The organism is Streptomyces sp. NPDC055103 (assembly GCF_053607625.1).
Genome location: NZ_JBSGTX010000016.1, coordinates 1 through 24622 on the forward strand (window position 1 = coordinate 1; position 24622 = coordinate 24622).

22 protein-coding genes and 1 pseudogene are annotated in these 24622 nt (G+C 72.8%); 13 read left to right on the forward strand and 10 right to left on the reverse strand.

The window, feature by feature from the left end:
- Window positions 1-145: 145 nt before the first annotated feature.
- From ACWFR1_RS13000 to ACWFR1_RS13010, 3 genes are all read right to left on the reverse strand, one after another.
- A complete protein-coding gene (locus ACWFR1_RS13000) occupies window positions 146-1180 on the reverse strand; it encodes a LacI family DNA-binding transcriptional regulator (RefSeq protein ID WP_453549905.1) in 1035 nt (344 codons plus the stop codon).
- Between the two features lie 80 nt (window positions 1181-1260).
- Window positions 1261-1590, reverse strand: a complete 330-nt coding sequence (locus ACWFR1_RS13005; protein ID WP_453549907.1) for a putative quinol monooxygenase — start codon at window positions 1588-1590, stop codon at window positions 1261-1263.
- A 46-nt stretch (window positions 1591-1636) separates the two neighbouring features.
- Entirely contained in the window at window positions 1637-2437 is an 801-nt protein-coding gene (locus tag ACWFR1_RS13010) for an IclR family transcriptional regulator (protein WP_453549910.1), read from the reverse strand.
- Between the two features lie 243 nt (window positions 2438-2680).
- Between ACWFR1_RS13010 and ACWFR1_RS13015 the strand changes: the two genes are divergently transcribed.
- From ACWFR1_RS13015 to ACWFR1_RS13030, 4 genes are all read left to right on the forward strand, one after another.
- Window positions 2681-4420 (forward strand): VanW family protein, encoded by a 1740-nt coding sequence (locus tag ACWFR1_RS13015; RefSeq protein ID WP_453549913.1) that lies wholly within the window; start codon window positions 2681-2683, stop codon window positions 4418-4420.
- A gap of 138 nt (window positions 4421-4558) precedes the next feature.
- Window positions 4559-5674 (forward strand): serine hydrolase domain-containing protein, encoded by a 1116-nt coding sequence (locus ACWFR1_RS13020; RefSeq protein ID WP_453549916.1) that lies wholly within the window; start codon window positions 4559-4561, stop codon window positions 5672-5674.
- Window positions 5675-5809: 135 nt separating this feature from the next.
- Window positions 5810-6502: a GNAT family N-acetyltransferase gene (locus ACWFR1_RS13025; RefSeq protein WP_453549919.1), complete on the forward strand. Its 693-nt coding sequence runs from the start codon at window positions 5810-5812 to the stop codon at window positions 6500-6502.
- A gap of 27 nt (window positions 6503-6529) precedes the next feature.
- On the forward strand, window positions 6530-7975 hold the full coding sequence (locus ACWFR1_RS13030; protein WP_453549922.1) for a glyceraldehyde-3-phosphate dehydrogenase: 1446 nt from the start codon (window positions 6530-6532) through the stop codon (window positions 7973-7975).
- A 158-nt stretch (window positions 7976-8133) separates the two neighbouring features.
- On the opposite strand, the gene ACWFR1_RS13035 is transcribed toward ACWFR1_RS13030, so the two are convergent.
- Together ACWFR1_RS13035 and ACWFR1_RS13040 are read right to left on the reverse strand one after the other, a co-directional pair.
- Window positions 8134-9822, reverse strand: coding sequence for a glycosyl hydrolase family 8 (locus ACWFR1_RS13035; protein WP_453549924.1), 1689 nt, complete (start codon window positions 9820-9822; stop codon window positions 8134-8136).
- A 113-nt stretch (window positions 9823-9935) separates the two neighbouring features.
- Entirely contained in the window at window positions 9936-10928 is a 993-nt protein-coding gene (locus ACWFR1_RS13040) for a S8 family peptidase (protein WP_453549926.1), read from the reverse strand.
- A 250-nt stretch (window positions 10929-11178) separates the two neighbouring features.
- On the opposite strand from ACWFR1_RS13040, the gene ACWFR1_RS13045 reads away from it, so the two are divergent.
- Together ACWFR1_RS13045 and ACWFR1_RS13050 are read left to right on the forward strand one after the other, a co-directional pair.
- A complete protein-coding gene (locus ACWFR1_RS13045) occupies window positions 11179-11670 on the forward strand; it encodes a GreA/GreB family elongation factor (RefSeq protein ID WP_453549929.1) in 492 nt (163 codons plus the stop codon).
- 134 nt (window positions 11671-11804) lie between these two features.
- A complete protein-coding gene (locus ACWFR1_RS13050) occupies window positions 11805-12596 on the forward strand; it encodes a hypothetical protein (protein ID WP_453549931.1) in 792 nt (263 codons plus the stop codon).
- Between the two features lie 15 nt (window positions 12597-12611).
- Here the strand turns inward: ACWFR1_RS13050 and ACWFR1_RS13055 are convergent.
- The 4 genes and pseudogenes from ACWFR1_RS13055 to ACWFR1_RS13070 form a co-directional block, all read right to left on the reverse strand.
- Window positions 12612-13234, reverse strand: a pseudogene (locus tag ACWFR1_RS13055) (DUF1345 domain-containing protein).
- A 33-nt stretch (window positions 13235-13267) separates the two neighbouring features.
- Window positions 13268-14083: a family 1 encapsulin nanocompartment shell protein gene (locus tag ACWFR1_RS13060; protein WP_453549934.1), complete on the reverse strand. Its 816-nt coding sequence runs from the start codon at window positions 14081-14083 to the stop codon at window positions 13268-13270.
- Window positions 14080-15075 carry a Dyp-type peroxidase gene (locus ACWFR1_RS13065; protein ID WP_453550128.1) on the reverse strand — a complete coding sequence of 332 codons (996 nt, stop codon included), beginning with the start codon at window positions 15073-15075 and terminating at the stop codon, window positions 14080-14082. Before ACWFR1_RS13065 ends, ACWFR1_RS13060 begins: the two co-directional genes overlap by 4 nt.
- A 171-nt stretch (window positions 15076-15246) precedes the next feature.
- Window positions 15247-16380 carry a molybdopterin-binding protein gene (locus ACWFR1_RS13070; RefSeq protein WP_453549936.1) on the reverse strand — a complete coding sequence of 378 codons (1134 nt, stop codon included), beginning with the start codon at window positions 16378-16380 and terminating at the stop codon, window positions 15247-15249.
- 452 nt (window positions 16381-16832) lie between these two features.
- Between ACWFR1_RS13070 and ACWFR1_RS13075 the strand changes: the two genes are divergently transcribed.
- Entirely contained in the window at window positions 16833-17279 is a 447-nt protein-coding gene (locus tag ACWFR1_RS13075) for a nitroreductase family deazaflavin-dependent oxidoreductase (protein WP_453549938.1), read from the forward strand.
- A 173-nt stretch (window positions 17280-17452) separates the two neighbouring features.
- Window positions 17453-17917: an eCIS core domain-containing protein gene (locus ACWFR1_RS13080; RefSeq protein ID WP_453549941.1), complete on the forward strand. Its 465-nt coding sequence runs from the start codon at window positions 17453-17455 to the stop codon at window positions 17915-17917.
- A 460-nt stretch (window positions 17918-18377) separates the two neighbouring features.
- On the opposite strand, the gene ACWFR1_RS13085 is transcribed toward ACWFR1_RS13080, so the two are convergent.
- Window positions 18378-18806, reverse strand: a complete 429-nt coding sequence (locus ACWFR1_RS13085; RefSeq protein ID WP_453549944.1) for a MarR family winged helix-turn-helix transcriptional regulator — start codon at window positions 18804-18806, stop codon at window positions 18378-18380.
- Window positions 18807-18922: 116 nt separating this feature from the next.
- Here ACWFR1_RS13085 and ACWFR1_RS13090 point away from each other — a divergent pair, with 116 nt between their 5' ends.
- The 5 genes from ACWFR1_RS13090 to ACWFR1_RS13110 all read left to right on the forward strand — a co-directional run bounded on the left by ACWFR1_RS13090 (window position 18923) and on the right by ACWFR1_RS13110 (window position 24492).
- Window positions 18923-19687 (forward strand): crotonase/enoyl-CoA hydratase family protein, encoded by a 765-nt coding sequence (locus tag ACWFR1_RS13090; protein ID WP_453549946.1) that lies wholly within the window; start codon window positions 18923-18925, stop codon window positions 19685-19687.
- Window positions 19684-21702 (forward strand): acetoacetate--CoA ligase, encoded by a 2019-nt coding sequence (locus ACWFR1_RS13095; protein WP_453549948.1) that lies wholly within the window; start codon window positions 19684-19686, stop codon window positions 21700-21702. Before ACWFR1_RS13090 ends, ACWFR1_RS13095 begins: the two co-directional genes overlap by 4 nt.
- Window positions 21699-22583 carry a 3-hydroxyacyl-CoA dehydrogenase NAD-binding domain-containing protein gene (locus tag ACWFR1_RS13100; protein WP_453549950.1) on the forward strand — a complete coding sequence of 295 codons (885 nt, stop codon included), beginning with the start codon at window positions 21699-21701 and terminating at the stop codon, window positions 22581-22583. Before ACWFR1_RS13095 ends, ACWFR1_RS13100 begins: the two co-directional genes overlap by 4 nt.
- Before the next feature lie 19 nt (window positions 22584-22602).
- Window positions 22603-23508 carry an amidohydrolase family protein gene (locus ACWFR1_RS13105; RefSeq protein WP_453549953.1) on the forward strand — a complete coding sequence of 302 codons (906 nt, stop codon included), beginning with the start codon at window positions 22603-22605 and terminating at the stop codon, window positions 23506-23508.
- Window positions 23509-23919: 411 nt separating this feature from the next.
- Window positions 23920-24492 carry a DUF4291 domain-containing protein gene (locus ACWFR1_RS13110; RefSeq protein ID WP_453549956.1) on the forward strand — a complete coding sequence of 191 codons (573 nt, stop codon included), beginning with the start codon at window positions 23920-23922 and terminating at the stop codon, window positions 24490-24492.
- Window positions 24493-24622: the final 130 nt, after the last annotated feature.

A 24622-nucleotide genomic window follows, 5' to 3' on the forward strand; every position in this document is an offset into this window, starting at 1 on the left:
GCCGGGCGGGGCGCGTCCGCTCTCGGCCGGGCGGGGCGCGTCCGCTCTCGGCCGGGCGGGGCGCGTCCGCTCTCGGCCGGGCGGGGCGCGTCCGCTCTCGGCCGGGCGGGGCGCGTCCGCGGGGGACCGCGTCGGCGGGACCGCGTCAGGACGAGGCGCGGACGACCAGCTCGGTGGGCAGCATGTGGCGGGGCTGCTCGTCCGGGTCGCTGGGGGCGGCGATCTCCTGGAGGAGCAGGCGGGCCATCGTGCGGCCCATCTCCTCGATGGGCTGCCGGACGCTCGTCAGCGGCGGGTCCATGTGCCGGGCGACCGCCGAGTCGTCGACGCCGACGAGCGCGACGTCCTCGGGGACCCGGCGGCCCGCCTCGCGCAGGACCGCGCGCGCCCCGGCCGCCATCACGTCGGAGGCGGCGAAGACGGCGTCGAGGCCGGGCCTGCGGTCCAGGAGTTCCCACATGGCGCGCCGGCCTCCCTCCTCGGTGAAGTCGCCGTTGGCGACGAGATCCTGGTCGGGGGCGTGTCCGGCCTCCGCCAGGCCCTCGCGGTAGCCGTCGAGGCGGCAGCGGGCCACGTACATGTCGAGGGGGCCGGTAATGGTGGCGATCGCGCGCCGGCCGCGGGCGGCGAGGTGGGCGACGGCGGTCCGGCCGGCGCCGGTGTTGTCGGAGTCGACGAAGGCGACGCGCTCGTCCTCGCGGCGGCGGCCGTTGAGGACGGCGGGCAGGCCGAGGGCGCGGACCTGGTCGGGCAGCGGGTCGTCGCCGTGGACGGAGACGAGCAGGACGCCGTCGACGCGCTGGGCGGCGAGGTACTGCTCGAAGCGCTGGCGCTCCTGCTCACTGCGGATCAGGGTGAGCAGCAGCTGCTTGTCGGCGTCGGCGAGTTCCGTGCTGACGCCGCGGATGATGTCGAGGAAGTACGGCTCGGCGAAGAGGCGCGCCTCGGTCTCGGGGATCACCAGGGCGACGGCGTCGGTGCGGCTGCCGGCGAGGGCGCGGGCGGCGCGGTTGGGGACGTAGCCGAGTTCGGCGACGGCTTGTTCGACGGCGGCCTTGGCCTGCTCGCTCACCTTCGGGGAGCCGTTGATGACCCGGGAGACCGTGCCGCGGCCGACTCCGGCCCGGGCCGCGACCTCTTCCAGGGTGGGCCTGCCGGTCTGCCGTCCGCTCACCGCCATGTGCCGCTTCTCCCCTCGGGCCGCCGCCCCGCCTGCGTTTCCCGCGAACCTATCAGGCGGGGCGGGGCGGCCCGGGGTGCTCAGGCGTCGGCCGGGGCGAGCTCGGCCATGGCGCCCCAGCCCTGCTGCGGGACCTCGACGTTGATGATCTCGGGGGTGGAGGCGATGGCTCCGGCCATGGTGGCGAGGCCCGCCGCGAAGTGGGCGGAGGAGACGTGGGCGGCGCCGGCCCCGGCGTCGGCGAACGCCTCCAGGAGGACGAAGACGTTCGGGTCGTCGACGCTGCGGGACCAGTCGAAGAAGAGGTTGCCGGGCTCCTCGCGGGTGGCGCGGGTGAACTCGGCGACCCGGTCGAGCCAGTGGTCGGCGTGGTCGGGGCGGACGGTGAAACGGACGGCGATGAAGATCATGCGTCCACCCTGCGGCGGCCCCCTCCGGTGGGACCAGCCGGGCCGGTCAGGATTCCGGCAGGGCCGGAAACTCGGGTACGGCACGGGCGAGCGCGGCCCGGATCTCTCCCTGCCGCCGTCCGAACTCCGTGGTGGGGAGCGAGACGGACAGCGCGTGCACGATGCCGTCGCCGCGCTCGGGGAGCGCCACGGCGAGGCAGGTGTAGGCGAGGTCCGCCTCGCCCACCGACACGGCGAATCCCTGGTCGCGCACCCGGGCGGCCTCCGCCTCGAAGCGCTCGGCGCTGGTGATGGTCCGCTCGGTGAAGCGGGCCATGCCGTGCTCCGCGAGATAGCGGCGGCGCAGCGGGCGCGGGAGTGCGGCGAGGAGGGCCTTGCCGTGGGCGGTCGCGTGCGCGCGGTCCTCGGGCCCGGGGGTGAAGGGGTGGGTGGCGTCGGTCACGGGGGCGGTGGTGTCGACGACGGTGATCAGGCCGTCCCGGTACGCCGTGTGGTATGCCTCCGCCCCGGTGGCCCGGCGGAGCCGGCCGAGGAGCTCGCCGGTCCCGGTCCCGAGGCCGTGGTGGCGCTGGTGGGAGCGGTGCAGGGCGGGGACCCTGGGACCGGGGGCGTACCCGTCGGCGGTGCGGACGAGGTAGCCGCGCGCGAGCAGGGGGCCGGTGACGTGGTAGACGGTCGACAGCGCACAGCCGAGCCGTCGCGCCAGCGCCTTCGCCCCGACGGGCCGGTCGGCGTCGGCGACGGCGTCGAGTACGGCGAGGGCCCGGTCGACGGACTGCGGTCCGGGACTCGGGTTTGCGCTGGGGCTTGCGCTCGCACGCGGGCTCGGGCGCGGGGTGGAGGGCATCGTTCCAGCTTAGGGGGCCGCGTGCGGCTCAGCTCAGGGGCCGTGTGCGGCTCAGCTCAGGGGCCGCGTGCGGCCCATGCTCAGGGGCCCGCGTGCGGCGCCTCTCCCCGTACCTCGGAACGGTCCGTACCCCTTCCGCCTCGCTCCGTATCCCCGCAGGTCAGCGCTGCTTTATGTGCATTTGACACTCTTTCGGCGTACCGTCGTGGAGATCCCCCCATCCTCGACGCCCCGGGAGAGCGTGTGCCCCGCTCCAGGACCGACCATGCCCCGACGCCCCGCGAGGGGCGCAGCCCGCGCCTCCGGACGGCGGCGATCGCGACGGGTGTGGTGGCCGTCGCCGCGGGCGGCCTGTACGTGGCGGGCCTGCTCACCGCCGGGGACGACATATCCGACGGCACCAGCGTCGCCGGAGTGGATGTCGGCGGCATGAGCCGCGCCGAGGCGCGGGCGAAGCTCGCGGCCGAGGCCCCGGCCGCCTGGAGCGCGCCGATACCCGTCACGGTCGGCGACCGGGCGTCCACCGTCTCCCCCGCCGCCGCGGGCCTGACCGTGGACGTGGAGAAGACCGCCGACCTGGCGGCCGACCCGTCCCGCGACCCCGTGACCGTCATCGGGCGGCTCTTCTCCTCGGGCGAGCGCGACATCCGGCCGGTGTTCGCCTACGACGAGGCCAAGGCGAAGGCCGCCGTGGCCGAGCTCGCCAAGAAGAACGACCGGAAGGTCCGCGAGGGCTCCGTCGCCTTCCGAAACGGCGAGGCGGTCGCGACCCGGGCGGTGACCGGCCAGCAGCTGGACACAGGGCGGGCCGTCGAGACGCTCCGCGCGGCCTACCCCGCCGCCTCGGGCGCCTCGTCCGTGACCCTCCCCGTCACCGTGACGGAGCCGAAGCTGGGCGACTCCGAGGTCACCCGCTTCCTCGACACGTACGCGAAGCCCGCCGTCTCCGGCCCGGTGACGCTCACGGCCGGTACCGAGCGGCTGCGGATCTCCCCCGCCACGCTCGCCGACCACCTCACCGTGAAGGCCGAGAACGGCAGGCTCGGCGCCTCGCTCGACGCCGAGGCCCTCCTCCGCGACCCCGACGTCGCCCGGCCCCTCGCGTCCATGACGGGCGCCCCGGTGGAAGCGACCCTCGGGGTGCGGGACGGCAAGGTCGTCGTCGAGTCGGAGGGCAGGCCGGGGCACGAGGTCACCGCGAAGGCCCTCGGCGACGCCGTGCGCCCGCTGCTGTCCAAGTCGGGCGCCACGGCCCGTACGGCTCCGGTGGCCACCACCGTGACGCAGCCCGAGCTCACCGCCGACTCCCTGGCCAGCCTCGGCATCACCGAGCAGATGTCGACCTTCACGGTGGACTTCCCCACCGCGCCCTACCGGACGACGAACATCGGCCGGGCCGCCGAGCTGATCAACGGCTCGGTCGTGCAGCCCGGCGAGGTGTGGAGCTTCAACAAGACGGTCGGCGAGCGCACCGCCGACAACGGCTTCGTGGACGGCACGATGATCCTCGACGGCCAGTACCGGTCCGCGCCGGGCGGTGGCGTGTCGGCCATGGCCACGACCGTCTTCAACGCGATGTTCTTCGCGGGCGTGAAGCCCGTCGAGTACGGCGCCCACTCCTTCTACATCGAGCGTTACCCGGCGGGCCGCGAGGCGACGGTCGCCTGGGGCAGCCTGGACCTGAAGTTCCGCAACGACTCGGGCAAGCCGATCTACATCAAGGCGAGCGCGACGGACTCCTCGGTCACCGTGAGCTTCCTCGGGACGAAGAAGTACGACGCCGTGGAGGCGGTCGCCGGGCCGCGCACCAACCTCAAGGAGCCCGCGAAGCGCGAGGGCACCGGCGAGGCCTGCATGCCCCAGCCGCCCCTGGAGGGCTTCGACATCTCGGTGGACCGGGTCTTCAAGGACGGTGGCGCCGAGGTGAAGCGGGAGACCTTCAAGACCCACTACACCCCGCGTGACGAGGTCACGTGCAAGTGACGTCCTGGGACAGGAGCTGACGGAAGGGTGTCTTCCACCACCTCCCGGGCATGACTCCGGAGCACGGCCCGTCAGGGACTCGGCGGTCCGGCCCGCAGGCCCCCGGACGGGTCCGCCCCGACCCGCCGGAGGCACGCCTTGGTCCAGCCCAGCGACCCCACGGCCCAGCGCGGCGATACCACGGCCCAGCGCGGCGATACCACGGCCGAGCCCCGCGACCCCACGGCCCAGCGCGGTGATCCCCTCGACCGGCTCCTCGACGACGGTGTGCGCGCGGGCGTGTACCCCGGTGCCGTGTGGGCCGTGGGCGACGCCAGGACCACCCTCTCCGAGGGCGCCGTCGGCGCGCTCGATCCCGCGCGGCCCGGCGGGCCGATGCTCCGGGACACGCTCTTCGACGTCGCGAGCCTGACCAAGATCCTCACGGTCTGGGCCGTGATCGGCACCCTCGTCGACGCGGGGAAGCTGGAGCCGGACGCGCCGCTGGGCACGTACTGGCCCGAGGCCGCGGGGCGGCCCCTCGCGGGCGTCACGGCCCTGAACCTCCTCACCCACACCGCCGGGCTGCCGCTGCGCGCCAATCTGCGGCCCCTGTACGGCTCCGACCCGCAGGACGTCCGGGACGGGGTGCTCGCGGAGCCCCTGCGGCACCGGCCCGGGGAGGCCGTCGCCTACACCGACCGGGCGGCCCTGATCCTCGGCTACCTCGCCGAGCACCTCACGCGCGTCCCGCTGACCCGGCTCGCGCAGGACCGGGTCTGGACGCCGCTCGGCATGACGGAGACCCGGTACGGACCGCTGTCCGCCGAGGCCCGGGAGCGCTGCGCTCCCACCGAGTACGACGAGGAGAGCGGCGCCCCGCTGCGCGGGACCGTCCACGACTTCTCGGCCCGGCTGCTCGGCGGTGCCTGCGGGATCGCCGGCGTCTTCACCACGGCCGGCGACATCGGCCGGTTCCTGCGGCACCTCCTCGCCCCGGTGCCCGGGACCTTCTCCGCGGAGTGGACGGCGTCGTCGTTACAGGTCCGGACCGGCGCGCTCACCCCGCCGCGCGGGCTCTTCTGGCACCCGGCGCCCGGCACCGGCCCGGCGGACGACGTCTGGGCGCACTTCGGCTTCACCGGCACGGGCCTGTGGGTCTCCCCCGCGCGCGGCCGCTGGGCGGTCCTCCTCACGAACCGGCTGTACTTCACCCGGGACCCCGGCCCGCTGGCCCGGGTCCGCGAGGTCTTCCGGACGGTCGCCTTCCGCTGACGGGCCTCTCTTCTGACCAGCAGCTGGAACAGGGGTGCCCCGACGGCGGGACTCTGCGATTCTGCTCACCGTCCGGTGATCGACTCACCGTTCGGTGATCGACGACGGCTCGACGCGTACACGGGGTGCGGAACGATGGGTTTCACGCTGGCAGGGCCGGTGCTGGAGGGCGCGTTCGTGCGCCTGGAGCCGCTGGGACACCGGCACGCCGCCGGTCTCGCCGAGGCGGCGGAGGAGAACCGGGACTCGTACCGGTTCACCTGGGTGCCGGGGCGGGACGGGGCCGGGGCCTACGTCGACACCCAGCTGGCCCGCGCCGCCGACGGCAGGCTCGCGCCGTACGCGCAGGTGGACGTGGCGACCGGCCGGGTGGTCGGCGCCACCTCCTTCTGGGATCCGCGCCACTGGCCGTCCGGTGGGGGTCTGTACGCGATCGAGATCGGCTTCACCTGGCTCGCCGCCTCGGCGCAGGGCACCGGTGTGAACGTCGAAGCCAAGCACCTGCTCTTCCGGCACGCCTTCGAGACCTGGGGCGTGGCGCGGGTCGACCTCAAGACGGACGCGCGCAACGCCCGCTCCCGGGCGGCGATCGAGCGGGTGGGGGCGACCCTGGAGGGCGTCCTGCGGAACGCGGCCCCCTCCTGGGTCCCGGGCGAGGAGGGCCGGCTCCGCGACTCCGCCGTCTTCTCGATCGTGGCCGAGGAGTGGCCCGCGCGCCGGGTGGCCCTGGAGGAGCGTCTGGCGCGCCTGCGCGAGCGGCGCTCCGCGGCCGGGCGTGGGATGCGCCACCCCTCTGAAACGGCGAACGGACCTGGGGTTACCATATGAGCGCCGCCTAGCTCGAAAGATAAACTTGTGACTGTCAATGACGACTCGTTCACCAGCTGGAAGAACCGCGAGGAGATCGCGGAGTCGATGATCCCGATCATCGGGAAGCTGCACCGGGAGCAGGACGTCACCGTCCTGGTCCACAGCCGCTCCCTGGTGAACAAGTCGGTGGTCAGCATCCTCAAGACCCACCGCTTCGCCCGGCAGATCGACGGCGAGGAGCTCTCGGTCACCGAGACGCTCCCGTTCCTCCAGACGCTCACGACGCTCGACCTCGGCCCCTGCCAGATCGACATCGGCGTGCTGGCCGCGGACTACAAGACCGACGACCGCGGTCTCACCGTGGCCGAGTTCACCGCCGAGGCCGTCGCCGGCGCCACCGGCGAGAACAAGATCGAGCGCCGCGACGGCCGTGACGTCGTCCTCTACGGCTTCGGCCGCATCGGCCGGCTCGTCGCCCGCCTCCTGATCGAGAAGGCCGGTTCCGGCAACGGTCTGCGCCTGCGCGCGATCGTCGTCCGCGGCGGCGGCGACCAGGACCTCGTGAAGCGCGCCTCGCTGCTGCGCCGCGACTCGATCCACGGCCAGTTCCAGGGCACGATCACGGTCGACGAGGCGAACAGCACGATCGTCGCCAACGGCAACACGATCAAGGTCATCTACGCCAACGACCCCTCCGAGGTCGACTACACGGCGTACGGCATCGACAACGCCATCCTGATCGACAACACCGGCAAGTGGCGCGACCGCGAGGGCCTCTCCAAGCACCTGCGCCCCGGCATCGACAAGGTCGTCCTGACCGCGCCCGGCAAGGGCGACGTGCCGAACATCGTGCACGGTGTGAACCACGAGACGGTCAAGCCGGACGAGAAGATCCTGTCCTGCGCGTCCTGCACGACCAACGCGATCGTCCCGCCGCTGAAGGCGATGGACGACGAGTACGGCGTGCTCCGCGGCCACGTCGAGACGGTCCACTCGTTCACGAACGACCAGAACCTGCTCGACAACTACCACAAGGCCGACCGCCGCGGCCGCTCGGCGCCGCTGAACATGGTGATCACCGAGACCGGTGCCGCCTCGGCCGTCGCCAAGGCGCTGCCGGACCTCAAGGCCCCGATCACCGGCAGCTCGATCCGCGTGCCGGTGCCGGACGTCTCGATCGCCATCCTGAGCCTGCGCCTGGGCCGTGAGACCACCCGCGAAGAGGTCCTCGAGTACCTCCGCGACGTCTCGCTGCACTCGCCGCTGAAGCGTCAGATCGACTTCACCACGGCCCCCGACGCCGTCTCGATGGACTTCGTCGGCTCGCGCCACGCGTCGATCGTCGACGCCGGCGCGACCAAGGTCGACGGCGACAACGCGATCCTCTACCTGTGGTACGACAACGAGTTCGGCTACTCGTGCCAGGTCATCCGGGTCGTCCAGCACGTCTCCGGCGTGGAGTACCCGACCTTCCCGGCCCCCGCGGTCTGATTCACCGAGGTCACGAACCGCACGACGGCGCGCCGCACTTCCCTTCCAGGAGGTGCGGCGCGCCGCGTTTCTGACGCGCGGTGCTCCGCGTTTCTGACGCGCGGTGCTCCGCGTTTCTGACGCGCGGTGCTCCGCGTGGAGCGGCGCGCTCCCGGCCCCTACGGAACCCAGTGGTTCCCCGAGGCCGTGATCATGACCTGGAGCTGGATGCTGGCCGAGAAGTAGCTGCTCGTGTCGACCGGCGTGACCAGCATCTTGTTCCAGAGGGCGTCCAGCCAGGCCTGGCTGCCCGGGTCGGTCATCGCCGCCACGGCGAACGGCGCGAAGAAGGCGGCCTCGCTGCCCGCCGCGATCTGGGTGCCGTTGAGCTTGTACCCGATGGCGATCTTGTTCGGGTCGCCGCCGGTCTTCGTCTTGATCCAGCTGTTGAGCTTGCGCGCGGCGGCGAGCGAGCCGGCGTCCCCGCTGGTCACCGCGTCGTCCGCGATGCGCCACGGGGTGCGACACGCGTTCCACCAGTACGCGCCGTCGTTCGGGTCCTCCAGGACCTGGCCGGGCGCGGGCTTGGGCGTCGTGTTCGTGTCCACGACGAAGTCGGGCAGCAGGCCGGTGCCGGACGCGTACGTCGACTGGAGCCGCGTGATCTGGGTCTGGTGCGCGCTGCGCACGGCGTCCCAGGTCGTGTCGCCGGAGGCCGTACGGAAGGCGCGGAAGTGGTCGACCATCCAGTCCGAGGTGCGGGAGATGTAGTAGTACTGGTCGCCGGAGCTGCTCCAGTCGCCGAGCTTCAGCAGCTTGGTCGTCGCGTTGAGCTCGTCCTTCTTGATCGCCGCGATGTGCTTGAGCGCGAGGTCCTTGTAGTTGTAGGTGCCGGCGCTCCCCCACTGCTTGTCGGCGAGGAGCAGGCCGTAGGCGACGTCCATGTCGCCGTCGGTGGCGCCGTCTCCGCCGTTGACGCTCTTGCAGGCGACGTCCTGTTCGGCGGCGAGGAGGTTCGGGTTGACCGAGGACGGGTGGTCGATCTTCCACTTCACGAGACCGTCGAAGATCTTCTTCGCGTCGGGGTCGGCGCCCGCCATGGTCGCGGTGACGACCATGCCGTATCCCTGCGCCTCGGCGACGTACGGGTGGTCGGCGTCCGGCGAGATGATCTGGTACCAGCCGTTGCCGCAGTTCTGCCGGACGAAGGCGGCCTTCCACTTGTTGTAGTAGTCGACGACCTTCTGGTCGACGGCGGCCTGGGTGCCGGTGGGCTTCAGGGTGCCCGCGGTGTAGGGCTTGAGGTGGCTGCCGAAGGGGACGGCCGGCCCACCGGGGACGCCGCCGCCGCTCGGGGTGCCGTAGACCTCGAACTCCCAGAGGGAGTAGCCGTACGGCGTGCCGCGTGTGGTTCCGTGCATGCGGACGTACCGGCCGCTGCCGGAGACGGTGAGGTCGTCGACTGCTCCGTCACCGGTCGTGGTCGCGTAGACGTCGGTCCAGGTCGACCCGTCGGCCGAGGTCTGGATCTTGTACGCCTTGCCGTAGGCGGCCTCCCAGTTGAGCTTGACCCGGGAGACGGTGTGCGTCGCGCCGAGATCTATTTTGATCCACTGCGGGTCGATGCCCTCCAGACTGGCCCAGCGGGTGGCGGTGTTGCCGTCCACCGCCAGACCGGGTGCGAAGCCCGAGGCCTCGACGGACGAGGCCGTCGCCGGCTTTCCGGCGGAGACCAGACTGTCGGCGGCCACCGCCAGGTCCTGCGCCCGCGGCTGCACCGGCACCTGGGCCAGGGCCTGCGGAACCGACGTCAGGGGCAGCACCAGCAGTCCGGCGAGCCCGAGAAGCGAGACGCTTCGTCGACGCATGACAACTCCCTTTCCTACGAAGCTCATTGGTTAGGAAGTTTTCCTAACCAATGAGCCCGGAGGGTAGAGAGGGTCGGGGATCCGCGCAAGACCCCCGACCGGTCACCCGCGCCTCACGGGACGATCCGCAGCAGGCGGTTGGGCGAGCCGCTGCCCGGGCTGGTCACCTTGTTCGGGGTCGCGCCGTTCACCAGAGCGGTCGCGACCTGCGCCGGAGTGGCGGAGGTGTGGCCCGCGAGGTAGACGGCGGCGGCGCCCGCGATGTGCGGGGTGGCCATCGAGGTGCCCGAGATCGTGTTGGTGGCCGTGTCGCTCGTGTTCCAGCCCGCCGTGATCGACACACCGGGGGCGAAGAGGTCCAGCACGGAGCCGTAGTTGGGCCAGCTCGCCTTGGCGTCGGTGGTGCTCGTGGCGCCGACGGTGATGGCGGCGGCGACCCGGGCGGGCGACGTGGAGGAGGCGTTGGTACCGGAGTTGCCCGCGGCGACGGCGTAGGTGACACCGTCCGAGATGGAGTTCTTCACCGCGCTGTCGAGGGCGTCGGAAACGCCGCCGCCGAGGGAGAGGTTGGCGACGGCCGGTGCCCCCGCCGTGTGGTGGGAGGTGACCCAGTCGATGCCCGCGATGACGCCGGCGGTGGTGCCGGAGCCCGCGTTGTCGAGGACGCGGACGGCGACGATCTTCGCGGCCTTGGCCACGCCGTACGTCGATCCCGCGATGGTGGTGGCGACGTGCGTGCCGTGTCCGTTGCCGTCCCGGGCGACGGTGCCGTACCCGTGCACGGCCCTGCCGACGAGCTGCGCGCGCGAGATCCGGACGCCGGTGTCGATGACGTACGCGGTGACGCCCCCGCCGGCCGTGTCGGGGTAGGCGTACGTGCCGTTGAGCGGCAGGTTCGCCTGGTCGACGCGGTCCAGGCCCCAGGAGGCGTTGGTCTGCGTCGCGTCGGCGCGGTAGACCTGGTTCTTCTCGACGGAGGCGACGGCGGAGCGCGAGCCGGGCCTTGGTGTGCTGCGGGAGTGCCGTACGAGGGAGTCCTCCTCTTCGACGTCGCGCCTCGTGTGGGGGCGGCGCGACCGCGGGGGGCGCGTGTGGGTCACACGCACGGCCGGGAGCCGTGTGGGGCGCTCCGGGTGGTCAGAGCCTGGCCGGTCTACGGGCGTGGCTCAAGGAAGCTGGGTGCTTGTCATGCATTTGCCATGCCCGCAATCGAAATCCCGCCGAACCCATGGAAAACGCCCACCTCCTGACGGCGGGTCGGAGAACGGCGTTATGCCCCTCTCATCCTGATACCTTCGAATTTGCCGTGACCGATGCGCGGCACGCATCCGTGCCGCCCGCCCGACGGGATCAGACATGACCGGTGGACCCGAGTCTCTCAGCGCCGCCGCCCGTGCGGCGTTCGAGCGCGAACTCGCCGACCTGCGCACCGAGCGCGAGACGGTCGCCGTGACCTTGCGCGACGGCGGCGACGATCCGGTGGGCGACCGCGCGGACCAGGCCGACGAGCTGCAGCGCGCCACCGACATCCAGCGCCTGGACGCCCGCATCGCCCTGATCGAGGGGCGGCTGCGCGAGGGCGCCGTCGCCGGGCCGCCGAGCACCGACACGGTCGGCGTCGGCAGCACCGTGACCGTGCGGTTCGCGGACGCCACGGAGACGACCGTCCAGATCGGCGAGGTCGCCGAGGTCCGGGACGCGACGATGGTCACCGCCGACAGCCCGCTCGGCCGCGCGCTGCTCGGCCACCGCGCCGGGGACACCGTCACGTACGCCACGCCCGCGGGCCGGACGACGGCGACCGTGGTCTCGCTCGGCGGCCAGGACGGCAAGGGCGAACCGTCATAGACGCACGGGCCGAACGGAACGAGCCGCCGACACAGGCGGAGCAGACGCAGGGGACGCAGGGGACGCAGCAGGCAGACCAGGCACACCAGGCGCAGCAGGTCGATCGCAAGGGCGGTCCCGGGCACACCGTCCTGATGGCGCTCGCCCTCGCCGTACCGGTCGCGAAGGTCGCCTACACGGTCGGCGGCGGCGACGCGGTGCGGGACGTGCTCGTCGGCATGGAGCCGGGGAACTGGCCGGACGTCCTGCTCGGCATGGTCATCACCGACCCGCTCCTCGGGTCCGTGCTCGCCGTGGTCGTCTCCCGTGTGGTGTTCGCCCTGTTCGCCGCGCGCGGCTCGGTCCCCCTGGGCGGCGGCTTCGCCGGAGCCGTCCGCCGGGCGGCGCTGACGGTCGTCAACCCGCTCGCGGTCGCGGTCATCGACGCGTGCTTCTTCGGCCCCTGGTGGGGGCTCGCGACGGGACTCGCGGCGTACGCGCTGCGGCAGGGCGTGGTCGTGGAGTACCGCACGGGCCGCCGCCGTTCGCACCGGCACCACGACGCCGGGCACGGCGGGCCCGCCCAGCGCGACACCGCCCACCGGGACGCCGCCCAGCGGGACTCCGCCCACCCGGACGCCGGCTATCGGCCGTCCTCCTGGCTGCGGCGGGCCGCCGCCGTCGAGCAGTGGGTGGCGCTGTCCCTGACCGTGGCCGTGCTGCCGTTCCTGGCGTTCGTCTCGGCGCTGGACGGGCAGGCGTGGACGTCGATCGTCGCGTGCCGGGTGACCGACGGCACGGAGACCCGGACCGACCGGCTGATCGAGCTGGGCCGCAAGGGCAACGGCGTCGTCGGCTGGAACCTCGACTCCGAGCAGGTCTCCAACGGCCTGGGGTGCACGAGCACCGAGAGCCGCTACGTCCGCGAACCCTGGTGGCGCGGCTGAGGCGACGCCGCCGGCTCAGCCCGTGACGATCCCGGTCACCAGATTGACGGTGGTGGCCAGGATGCTGGCGCCGAAGACGTACGACAGCAGGCAGTGCCGGAGGACGATGGCCCGGATCGAGGACTTCGAGACGTTCGTGTCGGAGACCTGGTAGGTCATGCCGAGGTTGAAGCTGAAGTACGGGAAGTCGCTGTACCGGGGCGGGTCTTCGGTGTTGAAGTCGATCCCGCCGCCGGGTTTCAGGGCGTAGTAGTCGTACGCGTGGCGGGCCGCGTACATCAGGTGGAGCGCCGCCCAGGCCATGAAGACGCCGCAGAGCGCGGTCGAGGCGGCGGCGTGGCCCAGGTCCGAGTGGCCGACGAGGAGCATCACGATGATGCCGACGAGACCGCACACGGCGGTCCCGACGACGAGCTCCTCGACGACGGGGCGGAACTCCTCCCGCCGGACGTTGCGGTGGGTGGTGGCCGCGTCCATGGGCCACAGCACGAGCCACCCCGTGACGACGAAGAGGGTCTCCGCCGTGGCGATGCCGGCGAGGACGCCCGTCGGGGTGTCCGAGAGGCCGCCGACGGGGCCACCCCGGTCGCCGCCCCGACGACCGTCGCTCCGACGAGTCGCGGGACGGTGTCGGACAGCCGGCGCTTCCCGGACAGCCGGCGGTTCACGGCTCAGGCCTCCAGGACGACCACGGCCTCGTCGGTGTACGCGAGGAAGGTCAGCGTCTCGTGGAAGTACAGCTCGACGCTGTCCGCGTCATGGCTCGTGTAGCCGATCGCCACGTCCTGGCCGAGCCGCAGCTCGAAGTCACCGCCCCGGGTGGACAGCACGAAGCCGCCGCTGAGCGCCGGTGCCCAGATCGGGGAGCCGTCGAGCATGCGGCCCAGGTGGGCGGCGATCGGGTACCCGTGGTCGGAGGTCTCGCTGACCGCGCGGTACTGGTCGGCGCCGAGCAGCAGCGCGTACGGGCCGTCGACGCCGACGAGCCGGAGCGCCGTCAGGGCCCGGCTGACGGCGTCGGGGTACTCGCGCGGCTCGGTGGGCAGGCGCACGACCGGGTTGGACGACCGGGAGCGCAGTCCCTCGACGCCGGCGGCACCGTAACCGTCGAAGATCGTCCGGTCCTCGACGAACGCCATGGTGCGCGCCGCGTCCTTGACGGGCTGCCAGTCGGAGTCCTTGGAGCCGCGCTCGACGTCGTCGACGGCGGCCCGGGAGACGGTGAACGGTACCCGCAGTTCGACGATCGGCCGCGCCTCGCGCAGCCGCGCCGAGACACCGGGCGCGGGCGGCGCGATGTGGGCGAGGTGGCCGACACCGACGGCGGCGAGCCCGGGGCCCGCCGGTTCCGGCACGTCGACGACGCGACGGCCGGCGACGTGGCGCCGGAAGGTGCGGCGGGCCTCCTCCTCGATCTCCGCCCAGGCCGCGGGGGTGATCGGGGCGAGTTCACGGTGCAGGTTGTTCGTCACGTCGGGAGTCGTCATGGCGCGGGGGCTCCTTTCAGGCTGCCGATGCCCAGGGACTCCCCGGGGCTCACGGCGGCCGCGGACGGGGCGGCGGGGAGGTCGTCGAGCAGGTCGGCGCTCGGGACGAAGAAGAGGCAGCCGGTGACGGCGCGGGAGAAGTCGAGGATGCGGTCCGTGGTGCCCGGGGGATCCCCGAGGAACATGTTGCGCAGCATCCGCTCGGTGACGGCGGGCGTGCGGGCGTATCCGATGAAGTAGGTGCCCATCTCACCGCTGCCGACGTGGCCGAACGGCATGTTCTGGCGGAGGATCTGCTGCTCGGCGCCGTCGTCGTCCACGACCGTGTTGAGCGCGACGTGCGAGTCGGACGGTTTGACGCCGTCGGGCAGTTCGACGTTGGCCTGTTTGGTGCGGCCGATGACGTGCTCCTGCTCCTCGACGGTGAGGGAGTCCCAGGCGGTCATGTCGTGGAGGTACTTCTGCACGACGACGTAGCTTCCGCCACGGAAGTCCGGATCCTCGCCGCCGATGTGCACCGCGTCGGCGGCGGCCGTGCCCGCGGGGTTCTCGCTGCCGTCGACGAAGCCGAGCAGGTCGCGCTGGTCGAAGTAGGTGAAGCCGTGGACCTCGTCGACGACCGTCACCGCGCCACCGAGCCGGTCCAGGATCAGCCGGGCCAGTTCGAAGCAGAGGTCCATGCGCCGGGCGCGCAGATGGAACAGCAGGTCGCCCGGGGTCGCCGGCGCGCGGTGGCGGGGACCGCGCAGGGGCGCGAAGGGGTGCAGGTCGCGCGGACGTGGGCCGGCGATCAGTCGGTCCCAGACGTCCGAGCCCAGGCCGACGACGCAGCTCAGCGCGGATTCCGGGGACCGGAACGCCACCGAACGGGTCAGACCCGCCAGGTCCTGGAGCGCGTCCCGTACGGCCGCCTCCCCGCCGGGAGCCACGGTGGCCACCAGGAAGACGGCCGCCGGGGAGGTGGGTGCGAGGACGCGCTGGGCGACGACCATGGGGCTCCCGTCGAGCAAGGACATGTACACAGACATGGATCAATGGGGCGGCGTCAGCGTAGCCGTGCGCGGCGGAGCCCGCCCGGCCGGACGTCCGGGGCTCGGACCGGGAAGCCGGCGGCGGTCCGCTCTCGCCCCGCGGTGCCAGTTCTCCGCTGCCCGTCCTGGCGGTCACCGCCCCGGCACTTCCAGGACCTCGACGTCGGCCCCCGCCGGTACGCCGCCGGGCGGGACGACCGCGAGACCGTCGGCGACCGCGAGACCGCGCAGCATCGCCGGTCCGTCGGACGGCAGCGGCCCGACCCCGTGCGGCAGGCGCCGCACCGGGAGGAGCCGGGTGTCGAGCGGGTGCCCCGGCAGGGCAGCGGCGGCGGCCGTCCGGAGCGGCTCGGGGTCCGTGTGGCCGCCCAGGCGGCGCAGCAGGGGTACGGCGAGGGTGACCGTACCGGCGACGGCGGCCGGCGGGTCGCCGGGCAGACCGACCAGGAGGCGGGGGCGGCCGTCGGGGGCCGCTGGCAGTGCGGCGAGCAGCATGGGGTGTCCGGGCCGTACGGCGACGGAGCCGAGGAGGAGCCGCGCGCCCAGGTCGCCGAGAGCGGTGTGCAGAGGGTCCATGGGCCCGGCGGCCGTGCTGCCGGTGGTGACGACGACATCGGCGGTGGAGTCGCGCAGGAGGTCTCGCAGCGGTGCGAAGTCGTCCGCCACGAGGCGGCGGCCGATCACGTCGGCGCCGCCGTGACGGTGCAGCCAGGGTGGGAGGAGCGGCCCGAGCGCGTCGCGGACGCGGCCCTCGCGGGGCGGGCCGGACGGGAGCAACTCGTGTCCGAGGAGGAGGAGTTCCACGCGGGGGCGGCGGTGCACGGCCAGCCGGTCGTAACCGGCCGCGGCCGCCAGGCCGACGACGGACGGGGTCACGGGCGTCCCGGCGGGCAGGAGGACCTCGCCCGCACGCCACTCGTGCCCTCGCGCCAGGACACCGCCGGCCGACAGGCGCCACGGCCCGGGTCCCGCGACGGCCCAGCCGTCCCTGGCCGAGGTGTCGAACGGCGGGAGGTCGGTGAGGGCCGTCAGCGGTCCGGCGAGGGCGTGCCCGAGAGCCGCGTCGAGGTCGCGGGTGACGACGGGCAGTGGCGGTCCGGCGCTGTCACGAGCGAGGGCGCGGGCCTGTTCCCAGGCCGCGGCGGCGTGACCCGCCGCCGCGGGCGCCGGCGACCGCGCGACGGTCGAGCCACGCAGCCGTTCGAGGGCGAGCTCACGGTCCAGCTCGGCCTCGGCCGCGGCGATCCATTGACGCATCTGATCCATCCGGCTCCCCATCTCCTCGGGTCCTGTCCTCGCGCGTCAGCCGCCGACGGCCGACAGGGGGCTTCCGGACGGCGGGAGTCCGGGCTGCCAGTCGCTCGGTGCCGGAATCACCGTCATTCCCGACAGTCGACGAAGCTCGAACAGTCACCAGCCGATCGATCGCCTTCGGCGCATTCCCCTCCGGAAGCCGAAGAGGGATTCTCGACGGGGCGCCGTCGGCGGCGCCTATCCGACCACAAAACCCCTGTACACAGCGGTGCGACACATCGAGAGGCCGCGCCTGTCACCTCATCGGAAAGACCTCCTCGGCACTGTCGCGAGACCCCGCGCGCCGCCGCCCTTCCCGTAACCGGAGCGGCGGTGGGTCGGATAGCGTCGTGGGGTGTGCGGAGTCGGTGTTCGGATGCCGGTCGCCGCGGCAGACGCAGGTGCAGACGAAAGGACGGACAGCCATGCCCCTCGAAGGTGAGTACGAGCCCAGCACGTCGGAGTGGGTCCGCGAGCAGGTCGAGCTGTACGAGTCGTCCGGTGGCACGGAGGGCACCACGATGCGGGGCATGCCCGTGGTCCTGGTGACGAACGTCGGCGCGCGGAGCGGCAAGCTCCGCAAGACGCCGCTGATGCGCGTGGAGCACGAGGGCGCGTACGCGCTGGTGGCGTCGAACGGCGGGGCGGTGAAGCACCCCGTCTGGTACCACAACCTGGTCGCCACACCGCTCGTCGAGCTGCGTGACGGCACGCGGACCTGGGACATGAAGGCCAGGATCGTCACGGGCGAGGAGCGGCAGGCGTGGTGGGAGCGGGCCGTCGAGGCCTTCGCCGACTACGCGGACTACCAGCGGAAGACGGACCGCGAGATCCCGGTCTTCGTGGTCGAGCCCGTCGTCCAGGAGCCGTAGGGGCCTGTCTGAACAATCGGCGTCGGATACCTCCTGCCGGGTGCGGCCGCCGCTGACGTCGCGTTAGCAGAACGTTGGCGGCCGTCGGGAGACTTCCTCCGAGTCAAGAGGCGTGAAGGCGCCGGACTTTCGGAGTCCGGCGCGTCCCACCGCGCCGCTCGCGAGAGGACCCGATGCGCGCCGACGAACAGACCCGAGGCCCCGACGCCGCGGCGGCCGACCGTACGCTCGCCGGACCCCCGGCCGCTCTCCGCGGGGGTACGCCGGCGGAGCCGATCGCCTTCCGGAGCGGCGCGGGCAACGCCGCCGTCGTACAGATGCTGCGCCGAGCCGGTCGCTCCTGGGCGCAGGAGGAACACCGGCACGGCGCCGGGTGCGGTCACGGGGCGGCCGAGCGGCCTCAGGTGCAGCGTTCCACGGTCCACGACGTGCTGCGCGGCAGCGGCACTCCCCTGGACGGCGCGCCCCGGGCCGACATGGAAGCACGGCTCGGCGCCGACTTCTCCGACGTCCGCATCCAGGACGACAGCGCCGCCCGCGCCTCGGCCGCGGAGGTCGGCGCCCGCGCTTACACCAGCGGCAGCCATGTCGTCATCGGCGACGGCGGTGCGGACAGGCGCACCCTCGCCCACAGCTGACCCACGTCATCCAGCAGCGCCAGGGGCCGGTCGCGGGGACGGACGTCGGCGACGGCCTGCGGGTCAGCGACCCGTCGGACCGTTCGAACGCGAGGCGGAGCTGAACGCCCGGCGCGTGCTGAGCACCACTCCCCCGCCCCGGACCGAGCCGGGGTACGAGGCCGGGCCGGCGTCCGGGCAGGACGGCGTCGTCCAGCGGATGATGCCGCGGCCCGGGAACACCATGAGCCTCGACACCGACGGGGACGTCCACATGGACTCGGACTCCCAGCAGACGGTCTCCTACGGGCAGTCGAGCCAGGGTTCGAGCACGCCGACCCCGTCCCAGTTCATGTCACCCTCCCAGGATCTGACGCAGTCCCAGGACATTCGCGACGGACCTGAACCAGCAGCCCGTGGCGGACGACAGCGACTCGGAGTCCGACGGCGAAGCGTGACCGCCGACCCCGCCGGCCTCGGCTCAGCCGAGCGCCGCGCGGGAGCGGTTGAGGAAGTCGCGGAAGGCCGTGCGCTCGCGGGCGGTGAAGCCCGTGAGCATCTCGTCCTCCAGGTGCTGGACGGCCGGCGCGTGGAGGGCGAGCAGGGCGCGGCCCTCGTCGGTGAGGCTGATGACATGGCGCCGCCGGCTCGCCGGGTCCGGGGACCGGACGATGAGGCCGCGCCGCTCCAGTGCGCCGACCAGGTCGGACATAGACTGGGGCGTGACGAAGGAGTTGCGGGCGAGCTCCGCCGAGGACATGCCGTCCCGGCGTTCGAGCACGGTCAGGGCCGTGTACTGGAGGGCGGTGACGCCCGAGGGCCTGAGCAGCTCGTCGAGCCGGGCCCGGGTGGCCAGCTCGACCTGTTTCACCGAGTACAGCAGAGACGGCGGTGTGGTCGTGTCCGTCACCTTCGCTCCCCCCCTCCATCATCAGGAATCCTGTCGAAAATTCTAGCGCAACCCCCCTTGCCTGACGGCAGCCCGTCCTCCGATACTCAGGATTCCTGATGATTGAGGAGTCCTTCTTGAGCACGCTTTCGATCGATCGCCGCGACGGGGTGGCGGTCCTGACGCTCTGCCGCCCCGCCAAGCGCAACGCCCTCGACGACGCCACGGTGCTGGGCATCGAGGAGTTCTTCCGGAAGCCGGGGGCCGACGTCCGGGCCGTCGTCCTGGACGCCGAGGGCGACCACTTCTCGGCCGGGCTCGACCTCGGCGAGCTGACCGAGCGGTCCACCGAGGAGGCACTGGAACACTCGCTCATGTGGCACCGCGTCTTCGACACGATCGAGGGCGGACGGGTCCCCGTGGTCGCCGCGCTGAAGGGCGCGGTCATCGGCGGCGGTCTGGAGCTGGCGGCCGCCGCGCACCTCCGCGTGGCCGAACCCTCCGCGTTCTACGCCCTGCCGGAGGGCCGGCGCGGACTCTTCGTCGGCGGTGGCGGCTCGGTCCGGATACCCCGGCTGATCGGCGCGCACCGGATGGCGGACATGATGCTCACCGGCCGTGTCCTCGACGCCGTCGAGGGCCAGGCCGTCGGACTCTCCCATTACCTGACCGACGAGGGCGGCTCGCGGGCGAAGGCCCTGGACCTCGCGGAGCGGATCGCGGCCAACGCACCACTGACCAACTTCGCCGTCCTCCAGGCCCTCCCCCGCATCGCCGAGGCCTCACCCGCCGGCGGCCTCCTCCTCGAATCCCTGATGGCGGCCGTCGCCGCCGGCAGCGGCGACGCCCAGGAACGCATGCGGGCGTTCCTCGACGGCCGCGCCGGAAAGGTCACCCGATGAGCGAGATCCTCAGCACCCCCGGCCCCCGGGTCAGGGACGAGTCGGAGATCGGCCGCTACCTCCGCTGGCTGGAGTCGGAGCGCAAGCTGAGCTTCCCCGACTACGACAGCCTGTGGCAGTGGTCCGTCACGGACCTGGAAGGCTTCTGGTCCTCGGTCTGGGAGTTCTTCGACGTCCGCCCCCACACCCCGCCGACCGCCGCCCTGGGCCGCCGGTCCATGCCGGACACCGAGTGGTTCCCCGGCGCGACCCTCAACTACGCCGAGCACGCGCTCGGCCGCGACGAGGATCTCGACGCCGTCGCGGTCGTCGCCCACTCCCAGACCCGGGCGCCGATGGAACTGACCTTCGGCGAGCTCCGCGACCAGGTCGCCCGGGCCCGCGCCGGGCTCCTCCGCCTCGGTGTCCGCAAGGGCGACCGCGTCGTCGCCTATCTGCCGAACATCCCCGAGACCCTGGTGGCCTTCCTCGCCACGGCGAGCATCGGAGCGGTCTGGGCGGCCTGCGCGCCGGAGTTCGGCCCACGCAGCGTGGTCGACCGGTTCGCCCAGCTCGAACCGAAGGTGCTGCTCACCGTCGCCGGGTACCGGTACGGGGAGCGCGACGTCGACCGCCGTACCGAGGTGGCGGAGATCGCCGCGCTGCTCCCCACCGTGGAGCGGGTCGTCCACGTCCCGTACGGCCCGAACACGCTGCCCGACGCGCTGGGCTGGGCGGAGCTGCTCGCCGAGCCGGCGCCCGGGCCCGTGCCCTTCGAACCCGTGCCGTTCGACCATCCGCTGTTCGTGCTGTTCTCCTCCGGCACCACCGGCATCCCCAAGGCGATCGTCCACCGCCACGGCGGGATCCTCCTGGAGCACCTGAAGAACAACGCGCTGAGCTGGGACCTGCGGCCGGGCGACCGGATGCTCTGGTTCAGCACCACCGCCTGGATGCTGTGGAACACCCTGGTCTCGGCGCTGCTCGTCCGCGCCTCGATCGTGATGATCGACGGCAACCCGGTCCACCCCGAGCTGCGTGAGCAGTGGCGGATCGCGGAGGAGACGGGGGCGACGCTCATGGGCGTCAGCCCCGGCTATCTGATGGCCTGCCGCAAGGCCGGGATCCGGCCCGCCGAGGAGTTCGACCTGTCGCGGCTGCGCCAGCTCGGCGCGGCCGGCAGCCCGCTCGCCGCCGACGGATTCCGCTGGGTGGCCGAGCAGTTCGGCGACCGGGTGCTCCTGAACGTCGGCTGCGGCGGCACCGACGTGTGCACGGGCATCCTCCAGGGCAGCCCGCTCCAGACCGTGCGCGCCGGGGAGATCTCCGGCCCGTGCCTCGGGGTCGCCGCGTACGCCTACGACACCGAAGGCCGGCGGGTCGTCGGCGAGCTGGGCGAACTGGTCATCACCGAGCCCATGCCGTCGATGCCGGTCGGCTTCTGGGGCGACACCGACGGCTCCCGCTACCGCGCCGCGTACTTCGAGGAGTACCCGGGCGTGTGGCGGCACGGCGACTGGGTGCGGTTCGCGCCCGAGGGCCACTGCGTCGTCGCCGGGCGCTCCGACGCCACCCTCAACCGGGGCGGGGTCCGGCTCGGCACCGCGGAGTTCTACGCCGTCGTCGAGGACCTGCCCGAGGTCGACGACAGCCTCGTCGTCCACATCGAGGACCCCGAGGGGGGCAACGGCGAGCTGCTGCTCTTCTTCTCCGGCCCGGTCCAGCTGGACGACGCCCTCCGTACGAAGATCGCCCGGGCGCTCCGGTCGGCACTGTCGCCCCGGCACGTCCCGGACGTCATCGAGCGCATACCGGCCGTCCCGCGCAACCGCACCGGCAAGAAGCTGGAGGTCCCGGTCAAGCGGATCCTCCTCGGCGCGGCCCCCGCGTCCGTCGCCAGCACCGACGTCCTCGCGGACCCCCGCTCGCTCGACACCTTCGTCGCGTACGCCGCCCGGCGCGGCGGCGACATGAGCGGCGACGAAGCGCGTGGCAGGGACGCGCGCGGCGACGCGAAGGGCGGGAGCGCCTCATGAGGATCGCCGTCGTAGGAACCGGTGTCATCGGGGCCTCCTGGACCACCCTCTTCCTCCAGTACGGGCACGAGGTCGTCGCGACCGACCCGGCGCCCGGCGCGGAGGCCAGGCTCCGGGCGGCCGTCACCGCCGACCAGACCCGCCTGACGTTCACGGCGGACCTCGCCGAGGCCGTCGCGGACGCCGGCTTCGTCCAGGAGAACGGGCCCGAGCGGCCCGAGCTCAAGGACGAGGTCTTCGCCGTCCTCGACGCCGCCGCCCCGCCGGAGACGGTCCTGGCGAGCAGCTCCTCCGGGCTGCTGCCGTCCCGGATCCAGCGGGCCTGCGCGGCCCATCCCGAACGGGTCCTGGTGGGGCACCCGTTCAACCCGCCGCACCTGATCCCGCTGGTCGAGGTCGTGCCGGGGGAACTGACGGGCGAGGCCGCCGTCGAGCGGGCGATGGCGTTCTACCGCGGCCTCGGCCGCCGGCCGATCCGGCTGCGCCAGGAGCTGCCCGGCCATGTCGCGAACCGGCTCCAGGCGGCGCTGTGGCGCGAGGCGTACTCCCTCGTCGACCGGGGCGCGGCCAGTGTCGCCGACATCGACACGGCCATCGCGCACGGCCCCGGTCTGCGCTGGGCGCTGCTGGGGCCGTTCCTCAACCAGCACCTCTCGGGCGGCGAGGGCGGCATCGCGCACGTACTGGAGCACCTCGGCCCGCCCATGGAGGAGTGGTGGGCGGACCTGGGCGCACCGCGCCTCACGCCCGGTCTCGCCCGCGCGATCACGCGAGGCGTCGCCGAGGAGCTGGCCGGGACCACCGAGGCCGAGCTCGTCGCCGAACGCGACGCGCTCCTCGCCCTCCTGCTCGACGCCAAGAACCGTACCGACCACCTGTGAGACCCCGATGAGCGTCCCGATGAACCCCCTGAACCCTTCGACTCCCCTGACCCCCTCGAACCGCTTGAACCCCGACGATCTGGTCGCGATCGACTTCCACGTGCACGTGGAGCAGGACGCCCATGGCCATCTCGCGCTCGACGCCGAGCTGATGGACGCGTCGGCCGCCTACTTCAAGTCCGGTCAGGACCGCACGCCGACCGTCGAGCGCCTCGCGGCCCACTACCGCGAGCGCCGGATGGCTGCCGTGATCTTCACGGTGGACGCCACGACGGGTCTCGGCCACCCGGCCCTGTCCAGCGAGGAGATCGCCGCGGCCGCGGCCGAACACCCCGACGTCCTCATCCCGTTCGGATCCGTGGACCCGCACAGGCCCGACGCCGCCGACCGGGCCCGGGCGCTCGTCCTCGACCACGGCGTCCGCGGCTTCAAGTTCCACCCGAGCCTCCAGGCGTTCGCGCCGAACGCGCCCGAGCACTACCCGCTCTACGAGGCGCTCCAGGAGCTCGGCGTCCCCGCGCTGTTCCACACCGGGCAGACCGGCATCGGCGCGGGCCTGCCCGGCGGGCGCGGCATCAAGCTGCGCTACTCGGACCCGATGCTCCTGGACGACGTCGCCGCCGACTTCCCCGGCCTGACGATCGTCCTGGCGCACCCGTCGGTGCCCTGGCAGGACGAGGCGATCTCCATCGCCACGCACAAGGCGAACGTCCACATCGACCTGTCGGGCTGGTCGCCGAAGTACTTCCCGCCACAGCTCGTCCGGGCGGCCGGCTCCTTCCTCAGGCACAAGGTGCTGTTCGGGTCGGACTTCCCCGTCGTCACGCCGGACCGCTGGCTGGCCGACTTCGACGCCCTCGACATCAAGCCCGAGGTCCGCCCGCTGATCCTCAAGGAGAACGCCGTTCGTCTTCTCAGCCTCTGACACGTGCAATATCTCGCCGACGACAGTCGCTCCCGGGAGTCGGACCGGCTGCCGGAGGAGCTGGTCCGCTCGCTGGCCGGGAGGAGCCGTCACGCCCATGTCTCGATCACCTATCCGTGCGCCTTCAGCGAAGGGGGCATGGCAGATCTCCGTCTATTCGAAGACCCATGTGTAACCAACGTCCAGCAGTTTCATACCTAGCCACTGACGGGCCCCGGACGGTCCGGGGGCCCTGGCGGCGGAGTCCCTCGCCCGCCTCGTCGACGCCCGGCGGAACGCCCAGGAGGAGTGCTTCGGGGCCGACGGTCCGGGGCGCGCCGACGAGCGCGCGTAGACGGGTCGAGGGGCGGCCGGTCGGCGCGAGAGAAATGCGTTCGCGAGGCCGGGGAGACGGGTGGCAGGGTGCTGCTCATGGTCCCCCAGCACCAGATTCGTGCCGACTACGACGCGCGCACGATCGTCGTCTACCAGGCGTACGCGCCCGCCATCGCCGACGCTGCGCTGCGGGCGGGCCGCTTCGTCGCACCGTTCTCCCTCCACCGGATGACGTGGATCAAGCCGTCGTTCCTGTGGCTGATGCATCGCAGCAACTGGGCCCTGAAACCCGGTCAGGAGCGCGTTCTCGCGGTGCGGATGACCCGGGAGGGCTGGGAGGACGCCCTGTCGCGGGCCGTCCTCACGACAGCGGACCCGGCGGCCGTGGCCGCTGCGCCCGTGCACGTCCAGTGGGATCCGGAGCGCTCGCCGCGCGGGGCCGCGCTCAACCACTACAGCATCCAGGTCGGCATCGGCCGCGACCTGATCCGCACGTTCACCGACGAGTGGACCGTCAGCCTCACCGACCTCACCCCACAGGTCCGCAAGGCCGCGTCGCTCATCCGGACAGGACAGGCGGCGAAGGCCCGGCGACTGCTCCCCGTCGAGCGCGTCTACCCGCTTCCCCGGGCGCTGGAGCGGGGCCTCTCGGCCCCGGTCGCGGCCTGACGGTCCAGGCGGCGGTGCGTCAACCGGCGACCCCGGAGTCCTTCGGGAGAGTGATCCTGGTTGCCACAAAGATTCGCCGCCCCCTAGGGTTCTGACCTGCTGGAACACCATCTTCCCTCTCGCGCGAAGG